The organism is Mesorhizobium sp. C399B (assembly GCF_030323185.1).
In the GTDB taxonomy this organism is placed as follows: domain Bacteria; phylum Pseudomonadota; class Alphaproteobacteria; order Rhizobiales; family Rhizobiaceae; genus Mesorhizobium.
In genome coordinates this window covers 1,754,413-1,777,485 of sequence record NZ_CP100472.1, presented here as the reverse complement: position 1 = coordinate 1,777,485, position 23,073 = coordinate 1,754,413, and the positions used below count along the sequence as shown (strand labels likewise).

Here is a 23,073-nt window from a genome sequence, read left to right as displayed (position 1 = left end):
TCATCTGGTTCGGCCCAGGAGTTCTTTCATGCGCACGCCGGCAAGACCGCCGCTGCATGGCCTGAAGAAAAGGCTCGATCGTTCACGCGCCGAGCGCGAGCGCATGCCGCGTGACGGGTTTTTGCGCGAGACCTTCGTCCTGCCGCGCCCGGATGCGCGGCTCAAGGCCAAGGAATGGTTCGAGCGTTTTCCCAAGCAGGCCTACTGGACCGAGATCGAAAGCTGGTTCGAGCGGCCGGGCGACGTAATCGAATTCACCATACGGCGGCTGCCCGCGGCGGATTAGGATTCCACAAGCAGTCGCCTTGCGCCCGGCCCTTGCGCACTCAAGCGATCTTCCCTGTTTCGCAGCGGGCATTTGTCGATCGACATGCAGCCGCAGCCGATGCAGTCGGTAAGGCCGTCGCGCAGCTTCTTTAGCTGAGTGATCTTGCGATCGAGGTCGTCGCGCCAGCCGGTCGACAACAGGTTCCAGTCCTCGCGCGTCGGGGTACGGCCTTCTGGCAGCGATTCAAGTGCGGCGCCGATCTCGGCCAGCGAGATGCCGACCTCCTGGGCGATTCGGATGATCGCCACCCGCCGCAGCACGTCGCGGCCATAGCGCCGCTGGTTGCCCGACGTGCGGTGGCTGCGGATCAGCCCGCGCGCCTCGTAGAAATGCAGCGCCGACACCGCCACGCCGCTGCGCATGGCCAACTGGCCGACCGTCAATTCCTTTACCGGAGCCATCTCGATTTTCCGCTTGACCTCAACTTAAGTTGAGCTTGTAGCCAGGAAATGTCGATAGGGCAATTGAGGAGAAGGCGATGTGCGCCTGGGTGAGAATGATGCAAGACGCAAGGGCCGTTGGCGATGACGACAACGCGTTGAAGGTTCTAGCCGAGTTGCCGGATGGCTTCACCGGCGACCATGGCGACGGACAGCGCGACGTTGATGCTGCGCGTGCCCGGCTGCATCGGGATCGTCAGCCGCGCATCCGCCGCCTGATGGACAGGATCCGGCACGCCGGCGGATTCGCGGCCGAACAGCAGGATGTCGCCTTGGGCGAAGCTGAAGCCCGTATAGGGGGTCGCGGCTTTGGTGGTGAGCAGCACCAGCCGGCAGGCTTGGCCCTTGCGCCAATCCTCGAAGGCGTTCCAGTCGACATGCCGGGTCAGGGCAGCCATTTCGAGGTAGTCCATCCCGGCGCGCTTGAGCGCTTTGTCGGAGAGCGGAAAGCCGGCTGGTTCGATGATGTCGACGCCAAGGCCGAGGCAGGCGGCGAAGCGCAGGATTGTTCCGGTGTTGCCGGCGATGTCAGGCTGGTAGAGGGCGATGCGGAGACGGTGGTTCATTTCCGCGTCTTTCTAATAAGTGGCAGATCGGCCACAGCGGGTGGCTGGTTTTGGAAATTGCTGGACCTGCGGGTGGCCATTTTCTGCGAAGTCGATTATACCGCAGGCATTGTCAACCCGAACCGATGGAGGGGTATTTCATGCTGACCATGCACATCCTGCGCCCCTCCCGTGGGCTTACCTGCCTGCCGGCGGTTTCGGTACGACGATTTACCTGATTTCTTAGATCTGATCGCACCGATTCCCGCCGAACCCATTTTCGGCTCTTGAAGGAATCCTGCGATGTTTTTCAACCGGTTAAAGGGGCCTAGAGCCCCAGCTGAGCATGTCGCGACCGAGGCCTATCCTCGTGTCCCGACGGATGCAATCCGTGCCTCCGGCCGAAGGCCGGCGCACGACATTGCTTCGCCTTTTTATGTCTATTTTCACACGGAGGACGGACCGATGTTCGATCCCTATAAGATACCTGGTTCAAGAAGCCTGCACGAACGCAAGACGGCGACCTGGGCGTTGCTAGTCGGCGAGACCTATTCGTCGGCAGTTCATGCCGAGACGCGCCGGCGTCCGCATCGCGGCATGTTGCCGGATGTCGATTTCTCGCGTGCGGTTCCCGACCACAGCCGGCCGTCGCTGGTGCGCCGGATCATCCGGCTGATCCGGCCGGGCGCGAAAAACCGGACTGGCGGCGGCGTGCCGTCAGCTCAGTCGAAGGCTTCTGTCGGTGAAAGGCCCGCAAGTCCCTATATTGCGCGAAGCAGGACCGATGGCCCGGGTGATTCCGGGCCGTCAGTCCCCGCCGACGTACGGTCTGGGGACGCGGAGCGCCCCGGGGATTTTTCCCGCGCCGCATGAGCGGACAACAGTTTTGTGAGCATCACTATGTTTAGCTGGTTTGAAAGAAGGCTCGATCCGTTCCCCGCAGCGGAACCGGTCGAGCCGCCGAAGACGCTGGTTGCCTTCTGCGTGCATTATACGCGCGGCGCCTGGCCATACATCATCCTCGACGCGGTGCTGGTGACGGCGATTGCCATCGCGGAAGTGTGGATGTTCGGCTTCATGGGCCACATCGTCGACTGGCTGTCCGGGCAGAACCGCGAAACCTTCCTGCAGACCGAGAGCTGGAAGCTTGCCGGCATGGCCTTCGTCGTGCTGTTCGCGCTGCCGGGTACGGTATGGCTGCATTCTTTGCTCAACCAGCAGACGCTGATGGGCAACTACCCCATGCGCATCCGATGGCAGGTGCATCGTTATCTCTTGAAGCAGTCGATGAGCTTCTACCAGGACGAATTTGCCGGCCGCATCGCCACCAAGCTGATGCAGACGGCACTCGCCGTGCGCGAATGCGTCATCAAGGTGATCGAGGTGCTCAATTACGTCATCGTCTATTTCCTCGGCATGCTGTTCATCGTCGGCTCGGCCGACTTGCGGCTGGCGGCACCTCTCGGCGTCTGGCTGCTCGGCTATATCGGGTTGTTGCGCTATATCATCCCGAAGCTGGGCAAGGTCGGGGAGGCGCAGGCCAATGCGCGCTCGACTATGACCGGCCGCGTCGTTGACAGCTACACCAACATCCAGACGGTCAAGTTGTTTTCCCATGCACGGCGCGAAGCAACGTTCGCCAAAGAAGGCATGGCAGGCTTCCTCGACACGGTCTACCGGTCGATGCGGCTGGTGACGGTGCTTTACGGCCTGCTCTATATCCTCAACGCGCTGCTCCTGTTTTCGGTGACGGCGACGGCGCTGTGGCTGTGGCTCGGCCAGGCGGTGACGATCGGCGCCGTCGCCGTGGTCATCGGCCTCGTGCTCCGTATGTGGGGCATGTCGCAGTGGATCATGTGGGAAATGTCGAGCCTGTTCGAGAACATCGGCACGGTGCAAGACGGTATCGCCTCGATCTCGCTGCCGCGCCTGGTCGAAGACCGGCCGGGGGCGAAGGACATTGCCGTCACCAAGGGCGAGATCCGCTTCGACGACATTCGTTTCCACTATGGCAAGCAGAAGGGCGTCATCGAGAACCTGTCGCTGACGGTGAAGCCCGGCGAGAAAGTCGGCATTGTCGGGCGCTCGGGCGCGGGCAAGTCGACGCTGGTCAATCTCCTGTTGCGGTTCTACGACCTCGAGAACGGCCGGATCCTGATCGACGGCCAGGAGATCGCTTCGGTGACGCAGGATTCGCTGCGCGCGCAGATCGGCATGGTGACGCAGGACACTTCGCTGCTGCATCGTTCTGTGCGCGACAATATCCTTTACGGGCGGCCCGATGCGACGGAGGAAATGGTTGTCGAGGCAGCCGGGCGGGCCGAGGCGCTGGAGTTTATCGGCAGGCTTTCGGATCACACCGGACGTAAAGGGCTCGACGCTCATGTCGGCGACCGCGGCGTCAAATTGTCCGGCGGCCAGCGGCAACGCATCGCCATTGCTCGCGTTATGTTGAAGGACGCACCGATACTTATCCTTGACGAAGCGACGTCGGCGCTGGATTCCGAAGCCGAGGCCGCCATCCAGGAGAATCTCTACAAGCTCATGCAAGGCAAGACCGTCATCGCCATTGCGCACCGGCTGTCGACCATCGCGGCGATGGACAGGCTCGTCGTCCTCGACAAGGGCCGTGTCATCGAGGAGGGGTCGCACGAGGAACTCGTCGCCAGCGGCGGGCTCTACGCGCAGCTCTGGCAGCGCCAGTCGGGCGGGTTCCTGCTCGATGACGGTCCGGTCGATGCCGCCAATGACGCTGTTGCCAACGACATCGGCGTGAAGGGTGAAGCCGCAGAGTGATGACGTCAGCATGATGACAGCCGTCTATCGCTGGTTCGAGGACTGGGTCTATCCGTTCAGGGAGCCGGCGGACCTTCGGCCACCGCCAAGCGTCGGCGGCTTCCTCTGGCACTATGTCGGCCAGGCGAAGTTCGCCTTCTTCGCCATGCTGGTCATCGGCGGCATCGCGCCGCTGATCGAGGCCGGGCTTTTCTACTTCGTCGGGCGGCTGGTCGATATTCTCGATCAGCTTCCCGGCGAGCGCAGCTGGGACGCCCTGTGGACCGCCGCCGGGCCTGAGCTTGTCTTCATGATCGCAGTGGTGCTGGTCATCCGCACCATCGTCGTCGGCCTGTCGGCGCTGGTCAACGAACAGACGATCACGCCGGGGTTCTACAATCTGGTGCGCTGGCAGGCGCACCGGCACGTATCGCGCCAGTCCTACACCTTCTTCCAGAACGATTTCGCCGGCCGTATCGCGACAAAAGTCTGGCAGGCGGGGCAGGCGACTGGCGACCTGATGGAGAGCTTCATCGAGGTCATCTGGTTCATGCTCATCTATACGGTGACGACCTTGGCGCTGGTCGCCGGGCTGGATCTGCGCCTGGCCGTGCTGGTGGTGATCTGGATCCTCGCGTTCGCCTGGCTGGCCAAGCTCTATCTGCCCTCGATCCGCAGGCATGCCGAGGCCACGGCTGAAGCTGGCTCGATGATCAATGGGCGCATCATCGATTCCTATTCCAACGTGCAGACGCTGAAGCTATTCTCGGCCGACGGCGACGACCGCTACATCAAGAACGGCTTCGACATCTATCTCGATGCACTACGGCCCTTCACCCGCCGGCTGACCGGCGTGCGCATGGCGCTGACGACGCTGTCGGGCATCATGATCACCGCAATTGGCTGCTTTGCCGTCTATCTCTGGGTCGAAGGGTCGATCACCGTCGGCGCCGTCGCGTTCACGCTGTCGCTGGTCTTGCGGCTCAACATGCTGCTCGGGCGCGTGATGATGCAGCTCAACGGCATATTGCGAAATCTCGGCGTCCTGGAAAACTCCAAGGCGCTGATCTCGCAGCCGCTTGGCCTTGTCGATGCGCCGGATGCGAAAGAGCTTGTCGTCGCCGGCGGCCGCATCGAGGTGAAGAATGTCGAGTTCCACTACGGCAAGGGTTTTGGCGTGCTGAATGGCATCGACCTTGTGGTCAAGCCTGGCGAGAAGGTCGGGCTGGTCGGGCCGTCCGGCGCGGGCAAGACGACGCTCGCCAACCTCATCTTGCGCCTCTACGACCTCGAGAGCGGCAAAATCCTGATCGACGGGCAAGACGTCGCCGAGGTGACGCAGAACTCGCTGCGCGCCAATATCGGCGTGGTCAGCCAGGACACGGCGCTGTTCCACCGCTCGCTACGCGACAACATCAAGCTCGGCATGCCGGATGCAACTGACGCCGAGGTGATCGCGGCGGCGAAGAAGGCCGAGGCGCACGAGTTCATATTGGGCCTGCGCGACAACCGGGACCGTACCGGCTACGAGGCTTTTGTCGGCGAGCGCGGCGTGAAACTGTCGGGCGGCCAGCGCCAGCGCGTCGCGATCGCCCGCGTCTTCCTCAAGGATGCGCCGATCCTGATCCTCGACGAGGCGACCTCGGCGCTCGATTCCGACATCGAGGCGGCGATCCAGGAGAATCTGGCCAGGCTGATGGAGAACAAGACGGTCATCGCCATAGCGCACCGGCTGTCGACCATCGCCGCGCTCGACCGTCTTGTGGTGCTGGACGGAGGCCGCATCGTCGAACAGGGCACGCATGACGAGCTGGTGGCGCTCGACGGGCTCTATGCGCGGCTGTGGAAGCGGCAGTCCGGCGGCTTCCTCTACCACGAGGAAAGCGTGCTGGAAGAGACACGGCCGGCGGAGTAGGGCATGGCAGCGTCGCCTGATGTCGGCTACGTCCTCAAGCGGCTGCGGCCAACCGCGCCGGCCTTCGATGCGCTGAAGGAGGAGAGCCGGCTGGAAGGCTACTGGATGCTGGTGCGGCTGGCGGATGGCTGGGCGGGCGACCGCAACAAGTTCCTGAAACGAGGCGAGGCGCTGTTTGGTGCATGGCATGGCCGAGAACTCGCTGGTGTGTGCGGGTTGAACATCGACCCTTATTTCGAAGGCAGGGACCACGGCCGGGTCAGGCACCTGTTCGTCAGCGCGCGTCATCGCCGCAGCGGCATTGGCCGCATGCTGGTCGAGACCGTCATTGACAGGGCACGTCAGCATTTTGCCGTGCTGAACACCCGCGCGCCACAATAAGCCTTTGGGTTCTATGAACGGCTTGGTTTCCAGCCGGTGGTGAGCGAAGAATTCGTCACGCACCGCATGATGCTCTCTCAAGACATAAAAGGAGGCTGAGATGTCACTGCGTCCGCCATCCCTAGGCGCCTCGGCTGCCGAAGCCGCGTTCGACGCCCTCGGCCATGAGATACTGGCTGAAAAGGCCGCAGCGCTCGGCCGTGCCGGCCAACGGGTCGAGGAAACGCTGGCCAAGCTCCGTCAGAACAACGGCGACGAGGAGCAGCGACCGCGGCTGCTCAAGGAGGCTGCCGCGGCGGTGCACGCCTATTTCATCCAGCGTGAACTCTGCGGCCTGCGCCGGCATGAGTCGGCCATCCGCGAATACGATATCCCAAGGGCCGTGCTGGTCAGGCTCGGTGCAAGCTAGAGGTCACCAGCCGGCAACAATCATTCCAGCCATTCGGTGATGAAGCTGCCGTTTTCGTGGATGTCGGTCGTTTCGAGCGGGCCTGGGCCAAGATTGGTGAATTTGTGCGGCGTATCGGGCGGCACGATCAGGATCTGGCCGGCCGTGGCCTCTATCTGCTGGTCGCCGATCGTGAACAGGCCGGTGCCTTGCCGGATGATGAAGATTTCACAATAGGGATGCGTGTGCAGGCGCGGGCCGCCGCCAATCTCTTCCTGATAGTTGAAAATCAGGCAGGAGTTGGAGTCGTAGGCGCCGCATTGCAGTTCGCCCTGCCAGCGGCCGGGCGTCCTGGTCCAGGTCTCGCGGTCGATGATGTGTGCCATAGCCTCTAACCCTTCGTCGGTATCCAGGGGTTGAAAAGCTTCACGCCGGTGCCTTCAAAATCCTTGGTGTTGCGGGTCACGACTGTCAAGTTTTTGACGAGCGCGGTAGCGGCTATGAGGGCGTCGCGCTCCGGCTTTGGATCGGGAACGTGGAGGTTTGCGCAACGCACGACAACAGCCGTGTCTATGCTCAATATCCGGTCGTCAAACTGTGGAATGAGTGTCTGATCCAACCACTCACGGTACATGGTGGCCTGGCGAGTATCCTTCCTCGACAAGAGCAATGTTCCGATTTCGAGTTCCAGGATCGAAATGACCGACATGAAAAAGCTGGCGATGTCGTGGGTCTCTGACCAGGCCAAAACGTTGCGATCGGCCTTGTCCCGACGACGCAGATTCGAAACGACATTGGTGTCAAGAATGAACATCAGTCGAGTTCGGGAATCTTGAAAAACGGTCCTTCCAGGCGAGGTGGTTCCCAGTCGAAATCTGCTTCGGGGCGATCATCGGCAATCGCGTCCGCGAGGCTTCTCGGCTTCTTCCCTAAACGCTCATATTCCTCCATCGACATCAGCACATGGGAGGGCTTGCCGCGGTCGGTAATGATGACCGGCCCGTTCTTGGCTGCCCTTTTGGCATGCGCCGTGTCCTGGTTGAATTCACGGCTCGACATGATGGTTATCGTCTTCGTCGAGATATTCATATCAACACCTCCATCCGGAAGATGTAGACATATTGCTACATTCGGCCAAGCTCGTCAAATTTCTCTTCGTGCGGAACGCCCGCGACAATCTGCCCTTGTGGCTTCAGCCCGCTGGACAAAAACGGGCTTCACGCATAAACCGAAATCCAAATGCCGGAGGAATTCGCTAGCTTGTTCGCCATGCGCTGTCGGGCCGGCGCGATGGAGCGGGGACAAAGCTCGGCCGCCGGCTCGGAAGAGGCGAAAGGATCAGGCACCCGTGAGCGCAACCGACACCCAGGATCCCAACCGTCGTGATTTTCTCTACGTCGCCACCGGCATGGCCGCAGTCGTTGGCGCAGGCGCCGTTGCCTGGCCGTTCATCGACCAGATGCGCCCCGATGCCTCGACGCTGGCGCTCGCCTCGGTCGAGGTTGATGTCGCCTCGCTGACGCCTGGCATGTCGCTGATTGTCAAATGGCGCGGCAAGCCGGTCGTGGTGCGCAATCGCACCGAGCAGGAGATGAAGGACGGCGAAGCCGTGAACCTTGCCGACCTCAAGGATCCTATCGCCCGCAACGCCAATCTGCCCGCCGATGCGCCGGCGACCGACGCCAACCGCACCACGCCCGGCAAGGAAGCCTGGATGGTGATGGTGCAGGTTTGCACGCATCTGGGCTGCATTCCGCTTGGCCAGGAAGGCGATTTCGGCGGCTGGTTCTGCCCGTGCCACGGTTCGGTGTACGATACCGCCGGCCGCATCCGCAAAGGCCCGGCGCCGGAAAATATGGCCGTGCCGGTATTCAAGTTCATTTCCGATACCAAAATCCTCATCGGTTGAGGCAGGGGATAATTCGATGAGCGAGGGACACTCGACCTATACGCCCAAGACCGGTATCGAACGCTGGTTCGACGCCCGCATGCCGCTGCCGCGCATGGTATATGACAGCTTCATCGCCTATCCGGTGCCGCGCAACCTTAACTATGCGTGGACCTTCGGCGGCATCCTCACGATCATGCTGGTGGCGCAGATCCTGACCGGTATCGTGCTGGCCATGCACTATACCGCCGACACCAACCTCGCCTTCAATTCGGTCGAGAAGATCATGCGCGACGTCAATTCGGGCTGGCTGTTGCGCTACATGCATTCCAACGGCGCCTCGTTCTTCTTCGTCGCTGTCTACATCCACATCTTCCGCGGGCTTTATTACGGCTCCTACAAGGCGCCGCGTGAGCTGCTGTGGATCCTCGGCTGCATCATCTATCTGCTGATGATGGCGACCGGCTTCATGGGCTATGTGCTGCCCTGGGGTCAGATGAGCTTCTGGGGCGCCACCGTCATCACCGGCTTCTTCAGCGCCATTCCGCTGGTCGGAAACTGGATCCAGGAACTGCTGCTCGGCGGTTTCGCCGTCGACAACCCGACGCTCAACCGCTTCTTTGCGCTGCACTATTTGCTGCCGTTCATGATTGCCGGCGTCGTCGTGCTGCACGTCTGGGCGCTGCATGTGGTCGGCCAGTCGAACCCGACCGGCATCGAGGTGAAATCGAAGACCGACACCGTTGCCTTTACGCCCTATGCGACCATCAAGGATGCATTCGGCATGATCGTGTTCCTGTTCTTCTTTGCCTATTTCGTCTTCTACCTGCCGAACTTTCTCGGCCATCCGGACAATTACACGATCGCCAACCCGCTGAAGACGCCGGCCCACATCGTGCCGGAATGGTACTTCCTGCCGTTCTACGCGATCCTGCGCGCGATCACCTTCAACATCGGGCCGATCAACTCCAAGCTCGGTGGCGTGCTGTGCATGTTCGGCGCCATCGTCATGCTGTTCCTGGTGCCGTGGCTCGACACCTCCAAGGTGCGCTCGGCGGTCTACCGGCCCTGGTACAAGCTGTTCTTCTGGCTGTTCGTCGCCGACGCTGTCCTGCTTGGCTGGCTTGGCTCGCAGCCGGCGGAAGGCGGCGGTCTGTTGACCCTCCTGATAGGTGAGGTCTCGGGCAACTACGTTGGCTACGCTCAAGCGGCGACACTGTTCTACTTCGCCTTCTTCCTCGTCATCCTGCCGGTGCTTGGCCTGATCGAGACGCCACGCAGACTGCCGAATTCGATCACCGAGGCGGTGCTGGAGAAGAACAAGGGTGCCGGAGGGGGACATCCGGCCGGTGCGACCGCGGCGCCGGAAACCAAAGGCTGAGTGAGAATCTAAGGGGATTTGGCATGAAAAAGATTCTCACCTCGCTCGCCCTGCTAGGCGTGTTTGCCGCTGGCATCGGAGCCGTCGGCAGTGTGGCGATCGCCGCTGAAGAGGCGCACAACGCGGCGGCACCGACGCATTTCCCGATCCACGAGCCGAAGGAGATGGACTGGACTTTTGCCGGTCCGTTCGGCACCTACGACAAGGCGCAGCTGCAGCGTGGCTTGAAGGTCTACAAGGAAGTCTGCTCGGCCTGCCACTCGATGAATCTGGTGGCGTTCCGCACGCTGGAGGACCTCGGCTATTCGGAAGCGCAGATCAAGTCCCTGTCGGCCGAGTACACCATCCATGATGGACCCAACGATGCCGGCGACATGTTCGACCGCCCGGGCAAGCCGTCCGACCATTTCCCGGCGCCGTTCGCCAATGAGGAGGCGGCTGCCGCTTCCAACGGCGGCGCTGCCCCACCGGATATGTCGCTGCTGGCCAAGGCGCGCGGCGTCGAGCGCGGCTTCCCGCGCTTCGTCTTCGACATCTTCACGCAATATGCGCAGGGCGGCCCGGACTACATCCATTCGCTGCTGACCGGCTACGACGAGACGCCACCTGCCGGCATGGTGATCCCCGAAGGCACCCACTACAATCCATACTTCATGTCCGGCGTGTCGCTGAAGATGCCCAAGCCGCTCTCCGACGGCCAGGTCACCTATGATGACGGTTCGCCGCAGACGATCGACCAGTATTCGCGCGACGTCTCGGCGTTCCTGATGTGGGCGGCCGAGCCGCATATGGAAGACCGCAAGAAGACCGGCTTCCGCGTGCTGGTGTTTCTGCTTCTGTTCGGGGCGCTGATGTATCTGACCAAGCGCAAGGTATGGGAAGGCGTGGCGCACTAAGCCGCATCTTATTCCTCGGAAATGGAAAGGGCGTCTTCGGACGCCCTTTTTGCTTGCCAAACCGGACATGGTTCGCATCTTGGCGCAGCAGCCGTCCAGTAAGAAGTCCGTTGGCACGGCGCCATGCGATTGGTATTGCACGCGCGCCCGGCGGATAGCCGGCTAGAGGGGCATTTGGATCGATGATGCGGCTACGCGACTGTCACAACTTTTCCGATTTCCGGCGCATGGCCCAGCAGCGGTTGCCGGGCCCAATCTTCAACTACATCGATGGCGCGGCCGACGACGAGGTCACCTATCGCCGCAACACCGAGAGTTTCGAGCGCTGCGACCTCGTTCCCAACGTGCTGCGCGGGGTAAGCGAGATCGACATGTCGGTGACGGTGATGGGCCAGAAGCTGGCCATGCCCGTCTATTGCTCGCCGACCGCCTTGCAGCGGCTGTTCCATCATCAAGGCGAGCGCGCGGTGGCCAAGGCTTCGGCCAAATTCGGCACTATGTTTGGCGTGTCCTCGCTCGGCACCGTCAGTCTTGAGGAAGCGCGCAAGATCAGCAGCAGCCCGCAGGTCTACCAGTTCTATTTCCACCGGGATCGCGGCCTCAACCGGGCGATGATGCAGCGGGCGAAAGCGGTTGGAGTCGAAGTGATGATGCTGACCGTCGACAGCATCACCGGAGGCAACCGCGAGCGCGACAAGCGCACCGGCTTTGCCATCCCCTTCAAGCTCAACCTTGCCGGCATGCTGCAGTTCGCGCTGAAGCCGGGATGGGCGATCAACTATTTCACCCATGAGGGATTCAAGCTGCCGCAGCTCGACGAGCATGTCGACATGGGCGGCGGCACGATGTCGATCAGCCGCTACTTCACCGAGATGCTCGATCCGTCGATGACCTGGGACGATGTTGCCGAGATGGTCAGACTGTGGGGAGGTCCGTTCTGTCTCAAGGGCGTCATGTCGGTGGAGGATGCCAAGCGCGCCGTCGAGATCGGCTGCAGCGGCATTGTGCTGTCCAACCATGGCGGCCGGCAGCTGGACGGCTCGCGGGCGGCGTTCGACCAACTGGCCGAGATCGTCGATGCCGTCGGCGACAGAATAGACGTCATCATGGATGGCGGCGTGCAGCGCGGCACCCATGTGCTGAAGGCGCTGTCGCTCGGCGCCAAGGCTGTTGGCGTCGGCCGCTACTATCTGTTCCCCTTGGCGGCGGCCGGACAGCCGGGCGTCGAGCGGGCGCTGGAGCAGATGCGGATCGAGATCGAGCGCGGCATGAAGCTGATGGGCTGCAGTTCGATCGAACAATTGTCGCGCAACAACCTCCGTTTCAGGTAATCTCGACCCATGAAATCCTCGCTCGAAGACACGCTGCTCGCCGCGATCCGCACCATTCCGGACTACCCCAAGCCCGGTATCCTGTTTCGCGACATCACCACTTTGCTCGGCAATGCGCGCGCCTTCCGCCGCGCCATCGACGAGCTGGTGCATCCCTATGCCGGCCAGAAGATCGACAAGATCGCCGGCATCGAGGCGCGTGGCTTCATCCTCGGCGGTGCGGTCGCGCACCAGCTTTCGGCCGGCTTCGTGCCGATCCGCAAGAAGGGCAAGTTGCCTTACGAGACGGTACGCGTCGCCTACAGCCTGGAATACGGGCTGGACGAGATGGAGATGCACAAGGACGGCGTTGCGCCGGGCGAGAAGGTGATCCTGGTTGACGACCTGATCGCGACCGGCGGCACGGCGGAGGCGGCGGTCAAGCTGCTGAGGCAGATCGGCGCCGATATTCTTGCCGCGTGCTTCGTCATCGACCTGCCGGATCTCGGCGGACGGGCGAAGCTCGAAGCGCTGGGCGTGCCGGTGCGGACGTTGATCGGGTTTGAGGGGCATTAGGGAGTAGGGAGTAGGGAGTAGGGAGTAGGGAGTAGGGAGTAGGGAGTAGGGAGTAGGGAGTAGGGAGTGAAGCTCCGCATTCCGTGCAAGGAGCAGCACCCACTGCTGCCTAATCCCTACTGCCTAAACCCTAGCCCTACCCAGCCTTCACCAGCACCGCGCTGTCGAACTCCAGCACCTTGTCGCCCGTAGAATCGAATCCTTCCGAGCGCAGCGCGAGCAGCCGCCAGCCGGGGCGGGTGGCGAGCGGGCGGTGGGACAGGGCCGTGCGCATGAAGGTGACGGTTTCTCCGGCATAGACCGGCTTTGGCCATTTCAGGTTCCTGAAGCCGGGGGAGGGGCCGAATTCTGGTACCGGGCCGGGTCCGGTCCATTGAGAAGCGTCCATAGGATTTTTGAGATTGAGCTTCATCCAGGTGGCCGCGGTGTGCCAGCCTGAGGCGCAGAGGCGGCCGAACACGCTTTTCTTCGCCGCCTCCTCGTCGACATGAAAGACCTGTGGATCGTACTTGCGGGCGAACGCCTTGATCGCCTCGGCTTCGAATGTGTGCGAACCGAGGTTGATGGTATCGCCGATGCGGAAGAACGCGTCGAGACTCATGCGCCGGCCTCGCGGGTCAAGAACATGACGGTGTTGCCGAGTTCGAAGACGCTTTCACCGCGCTGGTTGAACAGTTCGCTGCGCAAGGTGACGAGGCCGAGCTGAGGCCTGGATTTCGACAGGCGCCTGGCAAGCACGCTGGTGCTGCCGGCCAGCGTGTCGCCGGCCAGCACCGGCTTCTTCCATTTGACCTGGTCTATGCCGGGCGCGCCTTGCGCGGTCGAGTCGAGCAGGAAGGCGTCGCACAGCATGCGCATGAAGATCGCGCAGGTGTGCCAGCCGGAGGCGGCCAAGCCGCCAAGGATGCTGGCCTTGCCGGCGGCTTCGTCGAGATGCATCGGCTGCGGGTCGAATTCGGTGGCGAATTCGATGATTTCGGCCGCACTCACCTGCTTGGCGCCGAGGTCGATCGATGCGCCCTCGGTGAAATCCTCGTAGGCCCAGCTTTTTGCGGTCATGATCCCAATCCGGTTGTACGATCACCGGGCATCCGGATGCCGTCCGGGCGGCGTTTGGTCAAGCGAATTCTATTGGGCCTACAACCAGCCGCGGCGGCGGAAATACCAGAACGGCAGGATCGCCGACAGGATCATCAGGCCGATGGCGAAGGGATAGCCGAGCTCCCATTTCAGCTCCGGGATGACGTCGAAATTCATGCCGTAGATCGAAGCTACCAGTGTCGGCGGCAGGAAGATGACGGCGGCGACCGAGAAGATCTTGATTATGGCGTTCTGCTCGATCGAGATCATGCCGAGCGTCGCGTCGAGCAGGAACGAGATCTTCTGCGACAGGAAGGTGGCGTGGTCGGCGAGCGACAGCACGTCGCGCGATACTGTCTTGATGCGGGCGCGGACGTCCTTGCTCATCTTGATCTGGGTCGCGACATGGGCAAGGAAGCCGGTGAGGCGCTGCAGCGAGATAAGGCTGTCGCGGATCGAGGAGGCAATGTCCTCCTTGCGGCCGATGGCCTTGAGCAGTTCCTGGAAGTCGCGATTGCGCTTGTTCACCTTGGTCGACCGCGCTTCGAAGATATCGCGCGAGATCGTCTCGATGTCACGGCCAGCGCGTTCGAGAATATCGGCTAGGCGATCGACGATCGCCTCCAGCAGGCCGATCAGGATGGTGTTGCCGGTGGTGCAGCCTGTCGCCACCTTCTCGGCGCGCAGGGGAAAGGTCTTGAACGCCTTCGGCTCATGATAGCGGATGGTGACCAGTCTCGGGCCGGCAAGCACAAAGGTAACCGGTGACATCAAGGGATCATCGATCTCGGTCTGCGCCGGCAAGGTGGCGGTCATGAAGTAGGCGCCGTCCTCGATGTAGAGGCGGCTCGAAATCTCGATCTCCTCCATCTCCTCGCGCGTCGGGATGGCGACGCCGAGCCAGGTCTCGATCGCTGTTTCTTCTTCCTTGGTCGGGTTGAGAAGGTCGGCCCAGACGACGTGATCGCCATTGGCCACGAGATCGTCGGCGGGGCGCAGGCGGTCATTGTCGACGACGAAGGCCTTGATCATCGCCGCTCTCCATTGGTTGAGCCCAAGAGGTTCCGTTCGATAGCGATGGGTCTTGCACGCGCGGCAGTTCCCACGGCCACGGCCAGTCGGATGCAGAGGGCCTTAGACCCGGTGCCAAAGGCAGTCAAGCGAAGCGGCAGGCTGGCTCCTCCACTTGACGCAGCTGTGATCGGCCGCCGTCAGCGCGCGAGCCGCGAGATGCCTCGGCGTCTCAGGTGTTGAACTTGAACAGCAGCACGTCGCCGTCCTGGACGACATATTCCTTGCCTTCGTCGCGCGCCTTGCCGGCCTCCTTGGCCGCCACTTCGCCGCCCAGCGTGACGTAGTCGTTATAGGCGATGGTCTGGGCGCGGATGAAGCCGCGCTCGAAGTCGGTGTGGATGACGCCGGCGGCCTGCGGGGCCTTGTCGCCCTTGTGGATGGTCCAGGCGCGCGTCTCTTTCGGCCCGGCGGTGAAATAGGTGATGAGATGCAACAGATCATAGCCGGCGCGGATGACCTTGTTGAGGCCGGGTTCGTCGAGACCGAGCGACGACAGGAACTCCATCTCTTCTTCGTCCGAGAGCTGGGCGACTTCGGCCTCGATCGCGGCCGAGATTACGACGGTGCCGGCGCCCTGCGCTGTCGCCATCTTTTCCACGGCCTTGGTGTGCTCGTTGCCGGTGGCGGCGTCGGCTTCGGCGACGTTGCAGACATAGAGCACGGGGTGCGAGGTCAACAGGTTCAGCCCCTGCAGGATGCGCAAATCCTCGGCTGAAATGCCCTTGAGCAGGATGCGGGTCGGCTTGCCGGCCTGCAGCAGCTCGAGCGCTGCCTCCATCATCGGCAGCACGGTGGTTGCTTCCTTGTCCTTGCTGCCGGCGCGCTTGCGGAACTGCACGATGCGGCGCTCGAGGCTGTCGAGGTCGGCGAGCATCAACTCGGTCTCGACTGTATCGGCGTCGGCGACAGGGTCGATCTTGCCCTCGACATGGGTGATGTCGTCATCCTCGAAGCAGCGCAGCACGTGGACGATGGCGTCGACCTCGCGGATGTTGGCGAGGAACTGGTTGCCCAGCCCTTCGCCCTTGGAGGCGCCGCGCACCAGGCCGGCAATGTCGACGAAGGAGATGCGGGTCGGGATGATCTCTTTCGACTTGGCGATCGCGGCGATCTTCTGCAGCCGCGGGTCAGGCACTGCCACCTCGCCGGTGTTCGGTTCGATGGTGCAGAACGGATAGTTGGCGGCCTGCGCCGCCGCCGTCCTGGTCAACGCGTTGAAAAGCGTCGACTTGCCGACGTTGGGCAAGCCAACGATACCGCATTTGAAACCCATGTTCGTCCGGTCCTATCGGGAAACTAGAAATTTGATGAGGGCTATGGGCGATAGGGGTAAGGAACGTCAAGCCCTGCGGTCCCGATCCTATCGAAGCTCAGTCCTTCTTGCCGAACAGCTTCTTCAACATCGCCGCCATCGGGCCGCTTTCCGGCAGCTTGGTTGGCGCCTGCTGCGGTCGGGCCTGGCGGATGTGGCTCTGGGCTTTCGGGCTCTGCGTGTTCGGCGCCTTGGGCGGCGGGCGGTCGTCGTCGCTGGTCGGCACGAGCTTGTCGCGAAGCGCCAGCGTGATGCGGTTCATGAAGGAACTGTCTTCGCCCTTGGCCAGCAGTCCGGCATCGTCGGCGATGGTGTCGAGCAGCACGTCCAGCCACCCGCGGTCGGCCTTGGCGAAGTCGCCTAGGACATGGCCGTGCACCATTTCCGGGACACCGGGGTGGCCGACGCCGATGCGCACGCGGCGAAAGTTCTTACCGACATGCTGGTCGAGCGAGCGGATGCCGTTGTGTCCGCCGGCGCCACCGCCGACCTTGACCCGCAATTTGCCGGCCGGCAGGTCGATCTCGTCGTAAAAGACGGTCAGCGCCTCGGGGCCGAGCTTGTAGAAGCGCAGGGCTTCGCCGACCGGCTGTCCCGACAGGTTCATGAAGGTCTGCGGCTTGATCAGAAGAATCTTTTCGCCGGCAATCGTGCCTTCGGCGATCAGGCACTGGAACTTCTTCGACCAGGGCGAAAACGAATGGCGGCGGGCAATTGCGTCCGCCGCCATGAAGCCGACATTGTGCCGGTTATCAGCGTATTTCGCGCCCGGATTGCCGAGGCCTGCAAAGACAAGCATCGTGAACTCCGGGCCCGAAAATTACTTCTCTTCGGCAGCAGGAGCCGCCGCTTCGGGGGCTGCCGCTTCCGCCGTCTCTTCCGTCTCCGGCTTCATCGCCGAGGAGCCGGCAATGGTCGCGATGGTGAAATCGCGATCGGAGATCACCGGCTTGACGCCGGCCGGCAAGGTAACCGCCGAGATGTGGATCGAATCGCCAATGTCGGCGCCGGTGAGATCGACGGTGATGAATTCCGGGATCGCATTGGCCGGGCAGTGGAACTCGACTTCGTGACGCACGATGTTGAGCACGCCGCCGCGTTTGATGCCGGGCGACTTGTCTTCATTGATGAAGTGGACGGGCACGTCGACGTTGACCTCGGTGTCCTTGCCGATGCGCAGGAAGTCGACATGGACCGGGAAATCCTTGACCGGGTCGAGCTGGAAATCCTTGGGCAGAACCTGGATTTTCTTGCCGTCGACATCGATCGTGGCGATCGTGGTCAAAAACCCGCCGCCATGGATTTTGTAGAAGACGTCCTTGTAGTTCAGCGCAATCGCCAGGGGAGGCTGTCTGTCGCCGTAGATAACTGCAGGCACTTTACCGTTGCGGCGAACTGCACGGGCGGACCCCTTACCGACCTGTTCGCGCGCTTCGGCCTTGAGCTCGTAAGTATCGTGGCTCATGGCATTTCCTTTCGCGTTTTATGGAGCGTTTGCGGTGGCAGTGTGCCTGGACCGTAAACGTCGAAAGCCGCCAGGCCTGGATGTCCGAATGCCAGAAACCGCATACGCGGAGCTTTGTTCGGGATCACAAGGGAAGGCAGCCTTCCGCCGCGTTGCCTCCAAGGGTGTCTACGCGGGTGGCGGCTCTATAGCGGAAGGCGGGCAGGCGTGCAAGCCATGGCGGGCAAGGGCGGCCGATGCCTGCGTTGGGCGCGCCGCATTGCGCTCAGGCCGGCAGGTCGGTGGGCGGATTTGATCCGTTTCCCTTGGCGCCACCCAGCGTGGACAGAGCGCTCAGCAGTTTCGTCCGGTCCTTGCCGATCATGAGCACGCCGCTGTCGGGCGCCAGCAGCGCCGAGAACGGAAGCATGGCAGCGCCGATCGAGGAGGCCTCAGGGCCGAATTGCCCCGACACGATCTCCGGCGCCACGATGCCGATTGCGCTGGCCTGGTTGAACTGGGTCTGCACCCTTGCCAGCAGTTCGAGATGGATCGGCCTGGGCAGGATCGAGTCGAGAACGATGGCCTCGATGTCGATGATGGAGGTGATGGCGATGATCGCCTCGACCAGCGCGCTCGCACAATCGTCGATCCATTCGAACAGCGGCACGCGCGCTTCGGCTGGCAACGGATCGAGTTCCCGCACACGATTGATCACCACGCCGCGCGACCTCAGGTGATTGACCAGCACATAGATCGAGGCGCGATGCAGCAGGCTCTGGTAGCGCGTAGGCTTCGCCGCCACCGAATCGAGGCTTGAGGGCGAGACCGGCAAGGGTCCGAGGGCAGCGCTGTTGCCATGCGGCCCGGTATGGACCCTGCCGCCTTGCACCAGGCCGCCGCCGACAAAAGTGTCGATCGAGATGTGCATGAAATCGCGAAAGCGGGCGCCGGCGCCCTGGACAAGTTCGGCCAGCGCCGCCGACGTGGCGTCGTTTTCCACGAACACCGGCGTCTTCGCCGGCGTGGCAAAGCATGTCGTCAGGTCGATCGCCTCCCAGCGGCTGCCGAGATCGTCGGGAAAGCCGAGTTCCTCGCTCCAGCCGCCGAGGAAATAGGGTGAGGCAATGCCGACGCCGACGATGCTGGCATCGCCAACCCCATCCACCAGCTTTTCGAAGGTGGCCAGCGCCATATTGCCGGCCTTCAGCACCAAATCAGGATCGGGGAAGCGGTATTCGTGCGACTCTCTTGCGCGGATTTCACCGGCGAAGTCGACCAGAACGGCTTCAAGCGCACGCCGGCCGATCTTGATGCCGACGCTGTAGATGCGCTCCGGCGTCAGCCGGTACAGCGTGGAGGGCGAACCGCGCTGCCCGAACCTTTTTCCCACTTGCTTTACGAATCCGGAAGATTCCAGGCCGTCGACGATGGCAGCGACGGCCGCCGGCGTCAGGCTTGCCGCGCGCGCCAGATCGGACTTGGAGGCTTCCTTGAGGCGACGGATGGCGTCGAGCACGAAACGCTCATTATAGTGCCGAACTTTGACAGAATTGCTGCCTTTCCCTGACAAAACCCGCACACTCCCCAAATGTCCCGTTCCCGGCGCGAAGCCCGCAAACCACCTGCGGCCGAGCGCACCCTGCGGTGCCTATGTTGGCGGCGACAGTGCGCGTCGGAACCATGGAAGTCAATTTTGCCGTTGCGCCTTTGCGCTATTTAATATAGCAAATTGAAAAAATAACTAGTCAGGGAGGAGACGTGCTGCACTCGGGCACACAAAGCGAAGCCGACGCTGCGGTGGTGCGGGCTGTTCCTGTTGCCCTGGTTCAGGCGACGAAGGCTTTCGGCGGCACGATTGCGCTCAAGGACGCCTCCTTCGAATTGCGCTCGGGCGAGGTGCTGGCGCTGCTTGGCGAAAACGGCGCCGGCAAGAGCACCTGCGTGAAGCTTCTGGCCGGTGTGCATTCTCCCACCAGCGGTGATGTCGAGGTTGACGGCAAATCAGCCGTCTTCCATTCGCCGCATGACGCGCAAGCGGCCGGCATTGCGGTTATGCACCAGCATCCGGGCCTGTTTCCCGATCTGTCGGTGGCGGAGAACATCTATCTCGGCCACATGCCGCGCGACCGCTTTGGCGGCATCGACAATGCCGCCATGCTGGCCGGCGCCCGCAAGGTGCTGGCTACCGTCGGGCTCGACGTGCCGGCGGCAACGCGGCTGGGAACACTGCGTACCTCTGAACAACAACTGGTCGAGATCGCCCGCGCGCTGTCGCTGGATGCCCGCGTGCTGATCATGGACGAGCCCACGGCGGCGCTGTCACAGCGCGAGGTCGAGCGGCTGTTTTCCGTCGTTGCCGATCTCAGGCTGCATGGCGTGGCGATGATGTTCGTCGGCCACCGCATGGATGAAATCTTCCGCATCGCCGACCGCATCGCCGTGCTGCGCGACGGGCGCCTGATCGGCGTCAAGCCGAAAGCCGAGCTTGGCCGCGCTGCCGCCATCAGCATGATGGTCGGGCGTGAAGTCACCGACCTCTATCCCGAACGGCGCCATGCCTCAGGCGCGCTGGTGCTGGAGGGGAAGGGACTTTCGCGCGCCGGCGGGTTTGCCGGTATCGACCTCAAGCTTCACGCCGGCGAGGTGCTGGGGCTTGGCGGCCTGGTCGGCAGCGGACGCACCGAGATTGCGCGCGTGCTGTTCGGTATCGACCGGCCCGACGCCGGCGAAATCCTGATCGACGGCAAGCCCGTGCAGTTCGCCTCGGCGCGCGACGCCATGGATGCGCGCATCGCCTATGTGTCGGAAGATCGCATGGGCCAGAGCCTGGTGATGGATTTCTCCATCCTCGACAATGCGGTGCTACCTGTTCTCGACAAGGCCGCACAACGCGGTCTCTACGGCACCGACCGCGCCATCGGTCTGGTGGCGGACTGGCTGAAGCGCATGAAGCTGCGCTTTTCCGGCTACGGGCAGCCGGTGAAAGAGTTATCCGGCGGCAACCAGCAGAAGGTGGTGCTGGCCAAATGGCTGCGCACCGAGCCGCGCGTGCTCATCCTCGACGAGCCGACGCAAGGCATCGATGTCGGCACCAAGGCGGAAGTGCATGCAATGATCGCTGACCTTGCCGCGCAAGGCATGGCGATCCTGCTGATCTCGTCAGAGATGCCCGAGCTGATCGGCATGTGCGACCGCATTATCGTGTTGCGCGAAGGCCGCCAGACTGCCGAGTTTTCGCGCGGGCAAGCCACGCAGGAAAAGGTACTGGAAGCGGCGACCAGGACCGATGAACGTGCCGGCCAGGCAGCGCAGATAGAACGCGCCGCCGAGGAGGAAAAGGCAAAAGGACCGTTCGATTTTCTGAAGCGGCGGGAATTCGGCCTGCTTGCGGCGATGCTCGCCGTCGCCATTCCGGTCACCATCATCAACCCGCGCATGGTGAGCGCGGCGAACCTCACCGCTGTGTCGATGGACGCGGCCTTGCTGATTGTCGCCGCACTGGCGCAGATGCTGGTGCTGATCACCCGCAACATCGACCTGTCGATCGCAGCTGTGATCGGCCTCTCCGCCTATATGGCGGCCAGCATGGTTCAGGCCTATCCCGGATTGGACATCGGCATCGGCCTGATCACCGCCTGCGCGGTCGGCGGCTTTGCCGGACTGCTCAACGGCCTTGTCGTTACCAGGGGAAAGATCCCGGCCATCGTCGTTACGCTGGCTTCGATGTCGATCTTCCGCGGCTTCAACTCGATCTGGGCGGCGGGCGACCAGGTCAGCGCCGACGAAGTCACGCAAGCCTGGCTCGACATGACCGGGCTGAAGATCGCCGGCGTGCCGCTGATCGTCGTCATCGCTATTGTCATCCTGTGCGCCGGCTATGTGCTGCTCTATCGCACCGCAACCGGACGCGAGCTGTTTGCCACCGGCTCCAACCCGGACGGCGCACGGCTGATCGGCATTCCGGTCGACCGGCGCATCCTGCTGGCCTTCGGCATGGCCGGCCTGCTTGGCGGCCTGTGCGGGGCGCTGTGGGCATCGCGTTACGCCACCATCGATGCCCGCGTCGCGCTCGGCTTCGAGCTCACCGTGATCGCCTCCGCCGTGGTCGGCGGCGTCGCCATCCGCGGCGGCTCGGGCACGCTGCTCGGCATCATCCTTGGCGCGCTCACGCTCTTGGTCATCAAGAACGGGCTGACGCTGGTGCGTGTCGACCCGCTCTGGCTGCAGGGCGTCTATGGCCTGGTGATCCTGGTTGCCATCGGCATCGACACCTTCATCGCGCGGCGTGCCGAACAGGCAAGACAGGCGAGGGCGAGATGAGAAAGTTTATCCGCTCGATCGACTTCTGGGATCTGCTGCTGGCGACCGCCTGCCTCGCTGTCTTCGTCTATGCGGCGGTCTTCGTGCCGAATTTCGTTTCCGGCTTTAACCTTTCTCAACTGGCGGCGAGCGCCTCGGAAAAGGCGTTGCTGATCCTGCCGATGACGCTGCTCATCATCACCCGCGAGATCGACCTGTCGATCGCCTCTGTGCTGGCGCTGACATCCGTGGTGTTTGGCCTGCTCGTCCAGGGCGGCGTGCCGACGCTCGCGGCCATTCCGCTGACGCTGGTCTTCGGCGGCCTGCTCGGCGCCTTCAATGGCTATCTGGTTTCAGGGCTGGGGCTGCAGTCGCTGGTGGTGACGCTCGGCACCATGGCGCTCTATCGGGGCATTGGCTACATCCTGCTCGGCACCGGTTCGGTCAACATATTGCCGCCGGCGGTCGTCGATTTCGGCATCAGCAATCTGCCGGGCACACAAATCCCGTGGACCATCGTGCCGTTCCTGCTGCTGGCGCCGATCTTCGCGGTGGTGCTGCAGAAGACGCCGACCGGCAAGCGCATCTATGCGCTCGGCGGCAGCCCCGAAGTGGCGCGCTATTCCGGCATCGATACGCGCAAAATGGTGCTGAAGCTGTTCGTCGTTTCGGGCATGGTCGCGGCCATCGCCGGCATCGTCTATACCGCGCGCCTCTCCAACGCCCGCGCCAACAATGCGCTCGGCATGGAGCTCGATGTCATCACCATCGTGCTGCTCGGCGGCGTCAGCGTCTTCGGTGGTAAGGGGCGGCTCACGGGGGTCATGCTGGCGCTGCTGTTGATCGCCATCATCCGAAATGTGCTGGCGCTCAACCAGATCGGCGGCGACGCTCAAGGCATGATCATCGGCCTGCTTCTGATCGGCTCGCTGCTGGTCGGCAATTACTGGCGCTCCCTGGAGGAGCGGCTGTCAAGATCGCGCGTCCTGCGCGAAACCAAGGGGTGATCTCGGGCCCCTTTCTTCAAGCCCGAATTCT

At 62.7% G+C, this 23,073-nt stretch carries 25 protein-coding genes; 13 read left to right on the top strand and 12 right to left on the bottom strand.

Going from position 1 to position 23,073, the window contains the following annotated elements; translation table 11 throughout:
• The first annotated feature begins 28 nt into the window (after positions 1-28).
• Complete coding sequence (locus tag NLY36_RS08390; RefSeq protein WP_023683688.1) at positions 29-286, top strand: hypothetical protein; 258 nt, start codon at positions 29-31, stop codon at positions 284-286.
• Here NLY36_RS08390 and soxR read toward each other — a convergent pair.
• Complete coding sequence (gene soxR / locus NLY36_RS08385) at positions 283-729, bottom strand: redox-sensitive transcriptional activator SoxR (RefSeq protein WP_023691595.1); 447 nt, start codon at positions 727-729, stop codon at positions 283-285. The two genes, NLY36_RS08390 and soxR, sit on opposite strands and share 4 nt — an antisense overlap.
• A 146-nt stretch (positions 730-875) precedes the next feature.
• Entirely contained in the window at positions 876-1,334 is a 459-nt protein-coding gene (locus NLY36_RS08380; protein ID WP_023670018.1) for a tRNA (cytidine(34)-2'-O)-methyltransferase, read from the bottom strand.
• 444 nt (positions 1,335-1,778) lie between these two features.
• Here NLY36_RS08380 and NLY36_RS08375 point away from each other — a divergent pair, with 444 nt between their 5' ends.
• From NLY36_RS08375 to NLY36_RS08355, 5 genes are all read left to right on the top strand, one after another.
• A complete protein-coding gene (locus tag NLY36_RS08375; RefSeq protein WP_023695813.1) occupies positions 1,779-2,186 on the top strand; it encodes a hypothetical protein in 408 nt (135 codons plus the stop codon).
• Between the two features lie 27 nt (positions 2,187-2,213).
• On the top strand, positions 2,214-4,109 hold the full coding sequence (locus NLY36_RS08370; protein ID WP_023695812.1) for an ABC transporter ATP-binding protein: 1,896 nt from the start codon (positions 2,214-2,216) through the stop codon (positions 4,107-4,109).
• Between the two features lie 10 nt (positions 4,110-4,119).
• A complete protein-coding gene (locus NLY36_RS08365; protein ID WP_023695811.1) occupies positions 4,120-6,003 on the top strand; it encodes an ABC transporter ATP-binding protein in 1,884 nt (627 codons plus the stop codon).
• A 3-nt stretch (positions 6,004-6,006) separates the two neighbouring features.
• The gene (locus NLY36_RS08360) at positions 6,007-6,384 is read left to right on the top strand and encodes a GNAT family N-acetyltransferase (RefSeq protein WP_245260172.1); all 378 of its coding nucleotides are present in this window, start codon (positions 6,007-6,009) and stop codon (positions 6,382-6,384) included.
• Positions 6,385-6,484: 100 nt separating this feature from the next.
• Positions 6,485-6,793 (top strand): DUF6665 family protein, encoded by a 309-nt coding sequence (locus tag NLY36_RS08355; RefSeq protein WP_023670023.1) that lies wholly within the window; start codon positions 6,485-6,487, stop codon positions 6,791-6,793.
• 20 nt (positions 6,794-6,813) lie between these two features.
• On the opposite strand, the gene NLY36_RS08350 is transcribed toward NLY36_RS08355, so the two are convergent.
• From NLY36_RS08350 to NLY36_RS08340, 3 genes are read right to left on the bottom strand one after another with little or no spacing between them, the layout of a single operon-like run.
• Positions 6,814-7,158, bottom strand: coding sequence for a cupin domain-containing protein (locus tag NLY36_RS08350; RefSeq protein WP_023683696.1), 345 nt, complete (start codon positions 7,156-7,158; stop codon positions 6,814-6,816).
• A gap of 5 nt (positions 7,159-7,163) precedes the next feature.
• Entirely contained in the window at positions 7,164-7,586 is a 423-nt protein-coding gene (locus NLY36_RS08345) for a type II toxin-antitoxin system VapC family toxin (protein WP_023670025.1), read from the bottom strand.
• Positions 7,586-7,861, bottom strand: coding sequence for a type II toxin-antitoxin system Phd/YefM family antitoxin (locus NLY36_RS08340; RefSeq protein WP_031199226.1), 276 nt, complete (start codon positions 7,859-7,861; stop codon positions 7,586-7,588). The genes NLY36_RS08345 and NLY36_RS08340 overlap by 1 nt, the downstream gene beginning before the upstream one ends.
• Before the next feature lie 319 nt (positions 7,862-8,180).
• Here NLY36_RS08340 and petA point away from each other — a divergent pair, with 319 nt between their 5' ends.
• The 5 genes from petA (at position 8,181) to NLY36_RS08315 (ending at position 12,823) form a co-directional block, all read left to right on the top strand.
• Positions 8,181-8,681, top strand: coding sequence for a ubiquinol-cytochrome c reductase iron-sulfur subunit (gene petA, locus NLY36_RS08335; RefSeq protein WP_245259858.1), 501 nt, complete (start codon positions 8,181-8,183; stop codon positions 8,679-8,681).
• Between the two features lie 16 nt (positions 8,682-8,697).
• On the top strand, positions 8,698-10,041 hold the full coding sequence (locus NLY36_RS08330; RefSeq protein WP_023670028.1) for a cytochrome b: 1,344 nt from the start codon (positions 8,698-8,700) through the stop codon (positions 10,039-10,041).
• Positions 10,042-10,064: 23 nt separating this feature from the next.
• Positions 10,065-10,937: a cytochrome c1 gene (locus NLY36_RS08325; RefSeq protein WP_023670029.1), complete on the top strand. Its 873-nt coding sequence runs from the start codon at positions 10,065-10,067 to the stop codon at positions 10,935-10,937.
• A gap of 185 nt (positions 10,938-11,122) precedes the next feature.
• Positions 11,123-12,268, top strand: coding sequence for an alpha-hydroxy acid oxidase (locus tag NLY36_RS08320; protein WP_023670030.1), 1,146 nt, complete (start codon positions 11,123-11,125; stop codon positions 12,266-12,268).
• 9 nt (positions 12,269-12,277) lie between these two features.
• Complete coding sequence (locus NLY36_RS08315; RefSeq protein WP_013529989.1) at positions 12,278-12,823, top strand: adenine phosphoribosyltransferase; 546 nt, start codon at positions 12,278-12,280, stop codon at positions 12,821-12,823.
• A gap of 136 nt (positions 12,824-12,959) precedes the next feature.
• On the opposite strand, the gene NLY36_RS08310 is transcribed toward NLY36_RS08315, so the two are convergent.
• From NLY36_RS08310 to NLY36_RS08280, 7 genes are all read right to left on the bottom strand, one after another.
• Positions 12,960-13,424 (bottom strand): MaoC family dehydratase, encoded by a 465-nt coding sequence (locus NLY36_RS08310; protein ID WP_023695809.1) that lies wholly within the window; start codon positions 13,422-13,424, stop codon positions 12,960-12,962.
• Positions 13,421-13,882, bottom strand: coding sequence for a MaoC family dehydratase (locus tag NLY36_RS08305; RefSeq protein ID WP_023734977.1), 462 nt, complete (start codon positions 13,880-13,882; stop codon positions 13,421-13,423). Before NLY36_RS08305 ends, NLY36_RS08310 begins: the two co-directional genes overlap by 4 nt.
• A gap of 78 nt (positions 13,883-13,960) precedes the next feature.
• Complete coding sequence (gene corA / locus NLY36_RS08300) at positions 13,961-14,935, bottom strand: magnesium/cobalt transporter CorA (RefSeq protein WP_023695808.1); 975 nt, start codon at positions 14,933-14,935, stop codon at positions 13,961-13,963.
• A 211-nt stretch (positions 14,936-15,146) separates the two neighbouring features.
• Positions 15,147-16,250: a redox-regulated ATPase YchF gene (gene ychF, locus NLY36_RS08295; protein ID WP_023695807.1), complete on the bottom strand. Its 1,104-nt coding sequence runs from the start codon at positions 16,248-16,250 to the stop codon at positions 15,147-15,149.
• A gap of 97 nt (positions 16,251-16,347) precedes the next feature.
• Entirely contained in the window at positions 16,348-17,088 is a 741-nt protein-coding gene (gene pth, locus NLY36_RS08290; RefSeq protein WP_023695806.1) for an aminoacyl-tRNA hydrolase, read from the bottom strand.
• Between the two features lie 21 nt (positions 17,089-17,109).
• The gene (locus NLY36_RS08285) at positions 17,110-17,754 is read right to left on the bottom strand and encodes a 50S ribosomal protein L25/general stress protein Ctc (RefSeq protein WP_023686131.1); all 645 of its coding nucleotides are present in this window, start codon (positions 17,752-17,754) and stop codon (positions 17,110-17,112) included.
• 265 nt (positions 17,755-18,019) lie between these two features.
• The gene (locus NLY36_RS08280) at positions 18,020-19,252 is read right to left on the bottom strand and encodes an ROK family transcriptional regulator (RefSeq protein WP_245260171.1); all 1,233 of its coding nucleotides are present in this window, start codon (positions 19,250-19,252) and stop codon (positions 18,020-18,022) included.
• 242 nt (positions 19,253-19,494) lie between these two features.
• Here NLY36_RS08280 and NLY36_RS08275 point away from each other — a divergent pair, with 242 nt between their 5' ends.
• Positions 19,495-22,056 carry an ATP-binding cassette domain-containing protein gene (locus tag NLY36_RS08275; RefSeq protein ID WP_023734976.1) on the top strand — a complete coding sequence of 854 codons (2,562 nt, stop codon included), beginning with the start codon at positions 19,495-19,497 and terminating at the stop codon, positions 22,054-22,056.
• Complete coding sequence (locus tag NLY36_RS08270; RefSeq protein ID WP_023695803.1) at positions 22,053-23,042, top strand: ABC transporter permease; 990 nt, start codon at positions 22,053-22,055, stop codon at positions 23,040-23,042. The genes NLY36_RS08275 and NLY36_RS08270 overlap by 4 nt, the downstream gene beginning before the upstream one ends.
• Positions 23,043-23,073 lie beyond the last annotated feature (31 nt).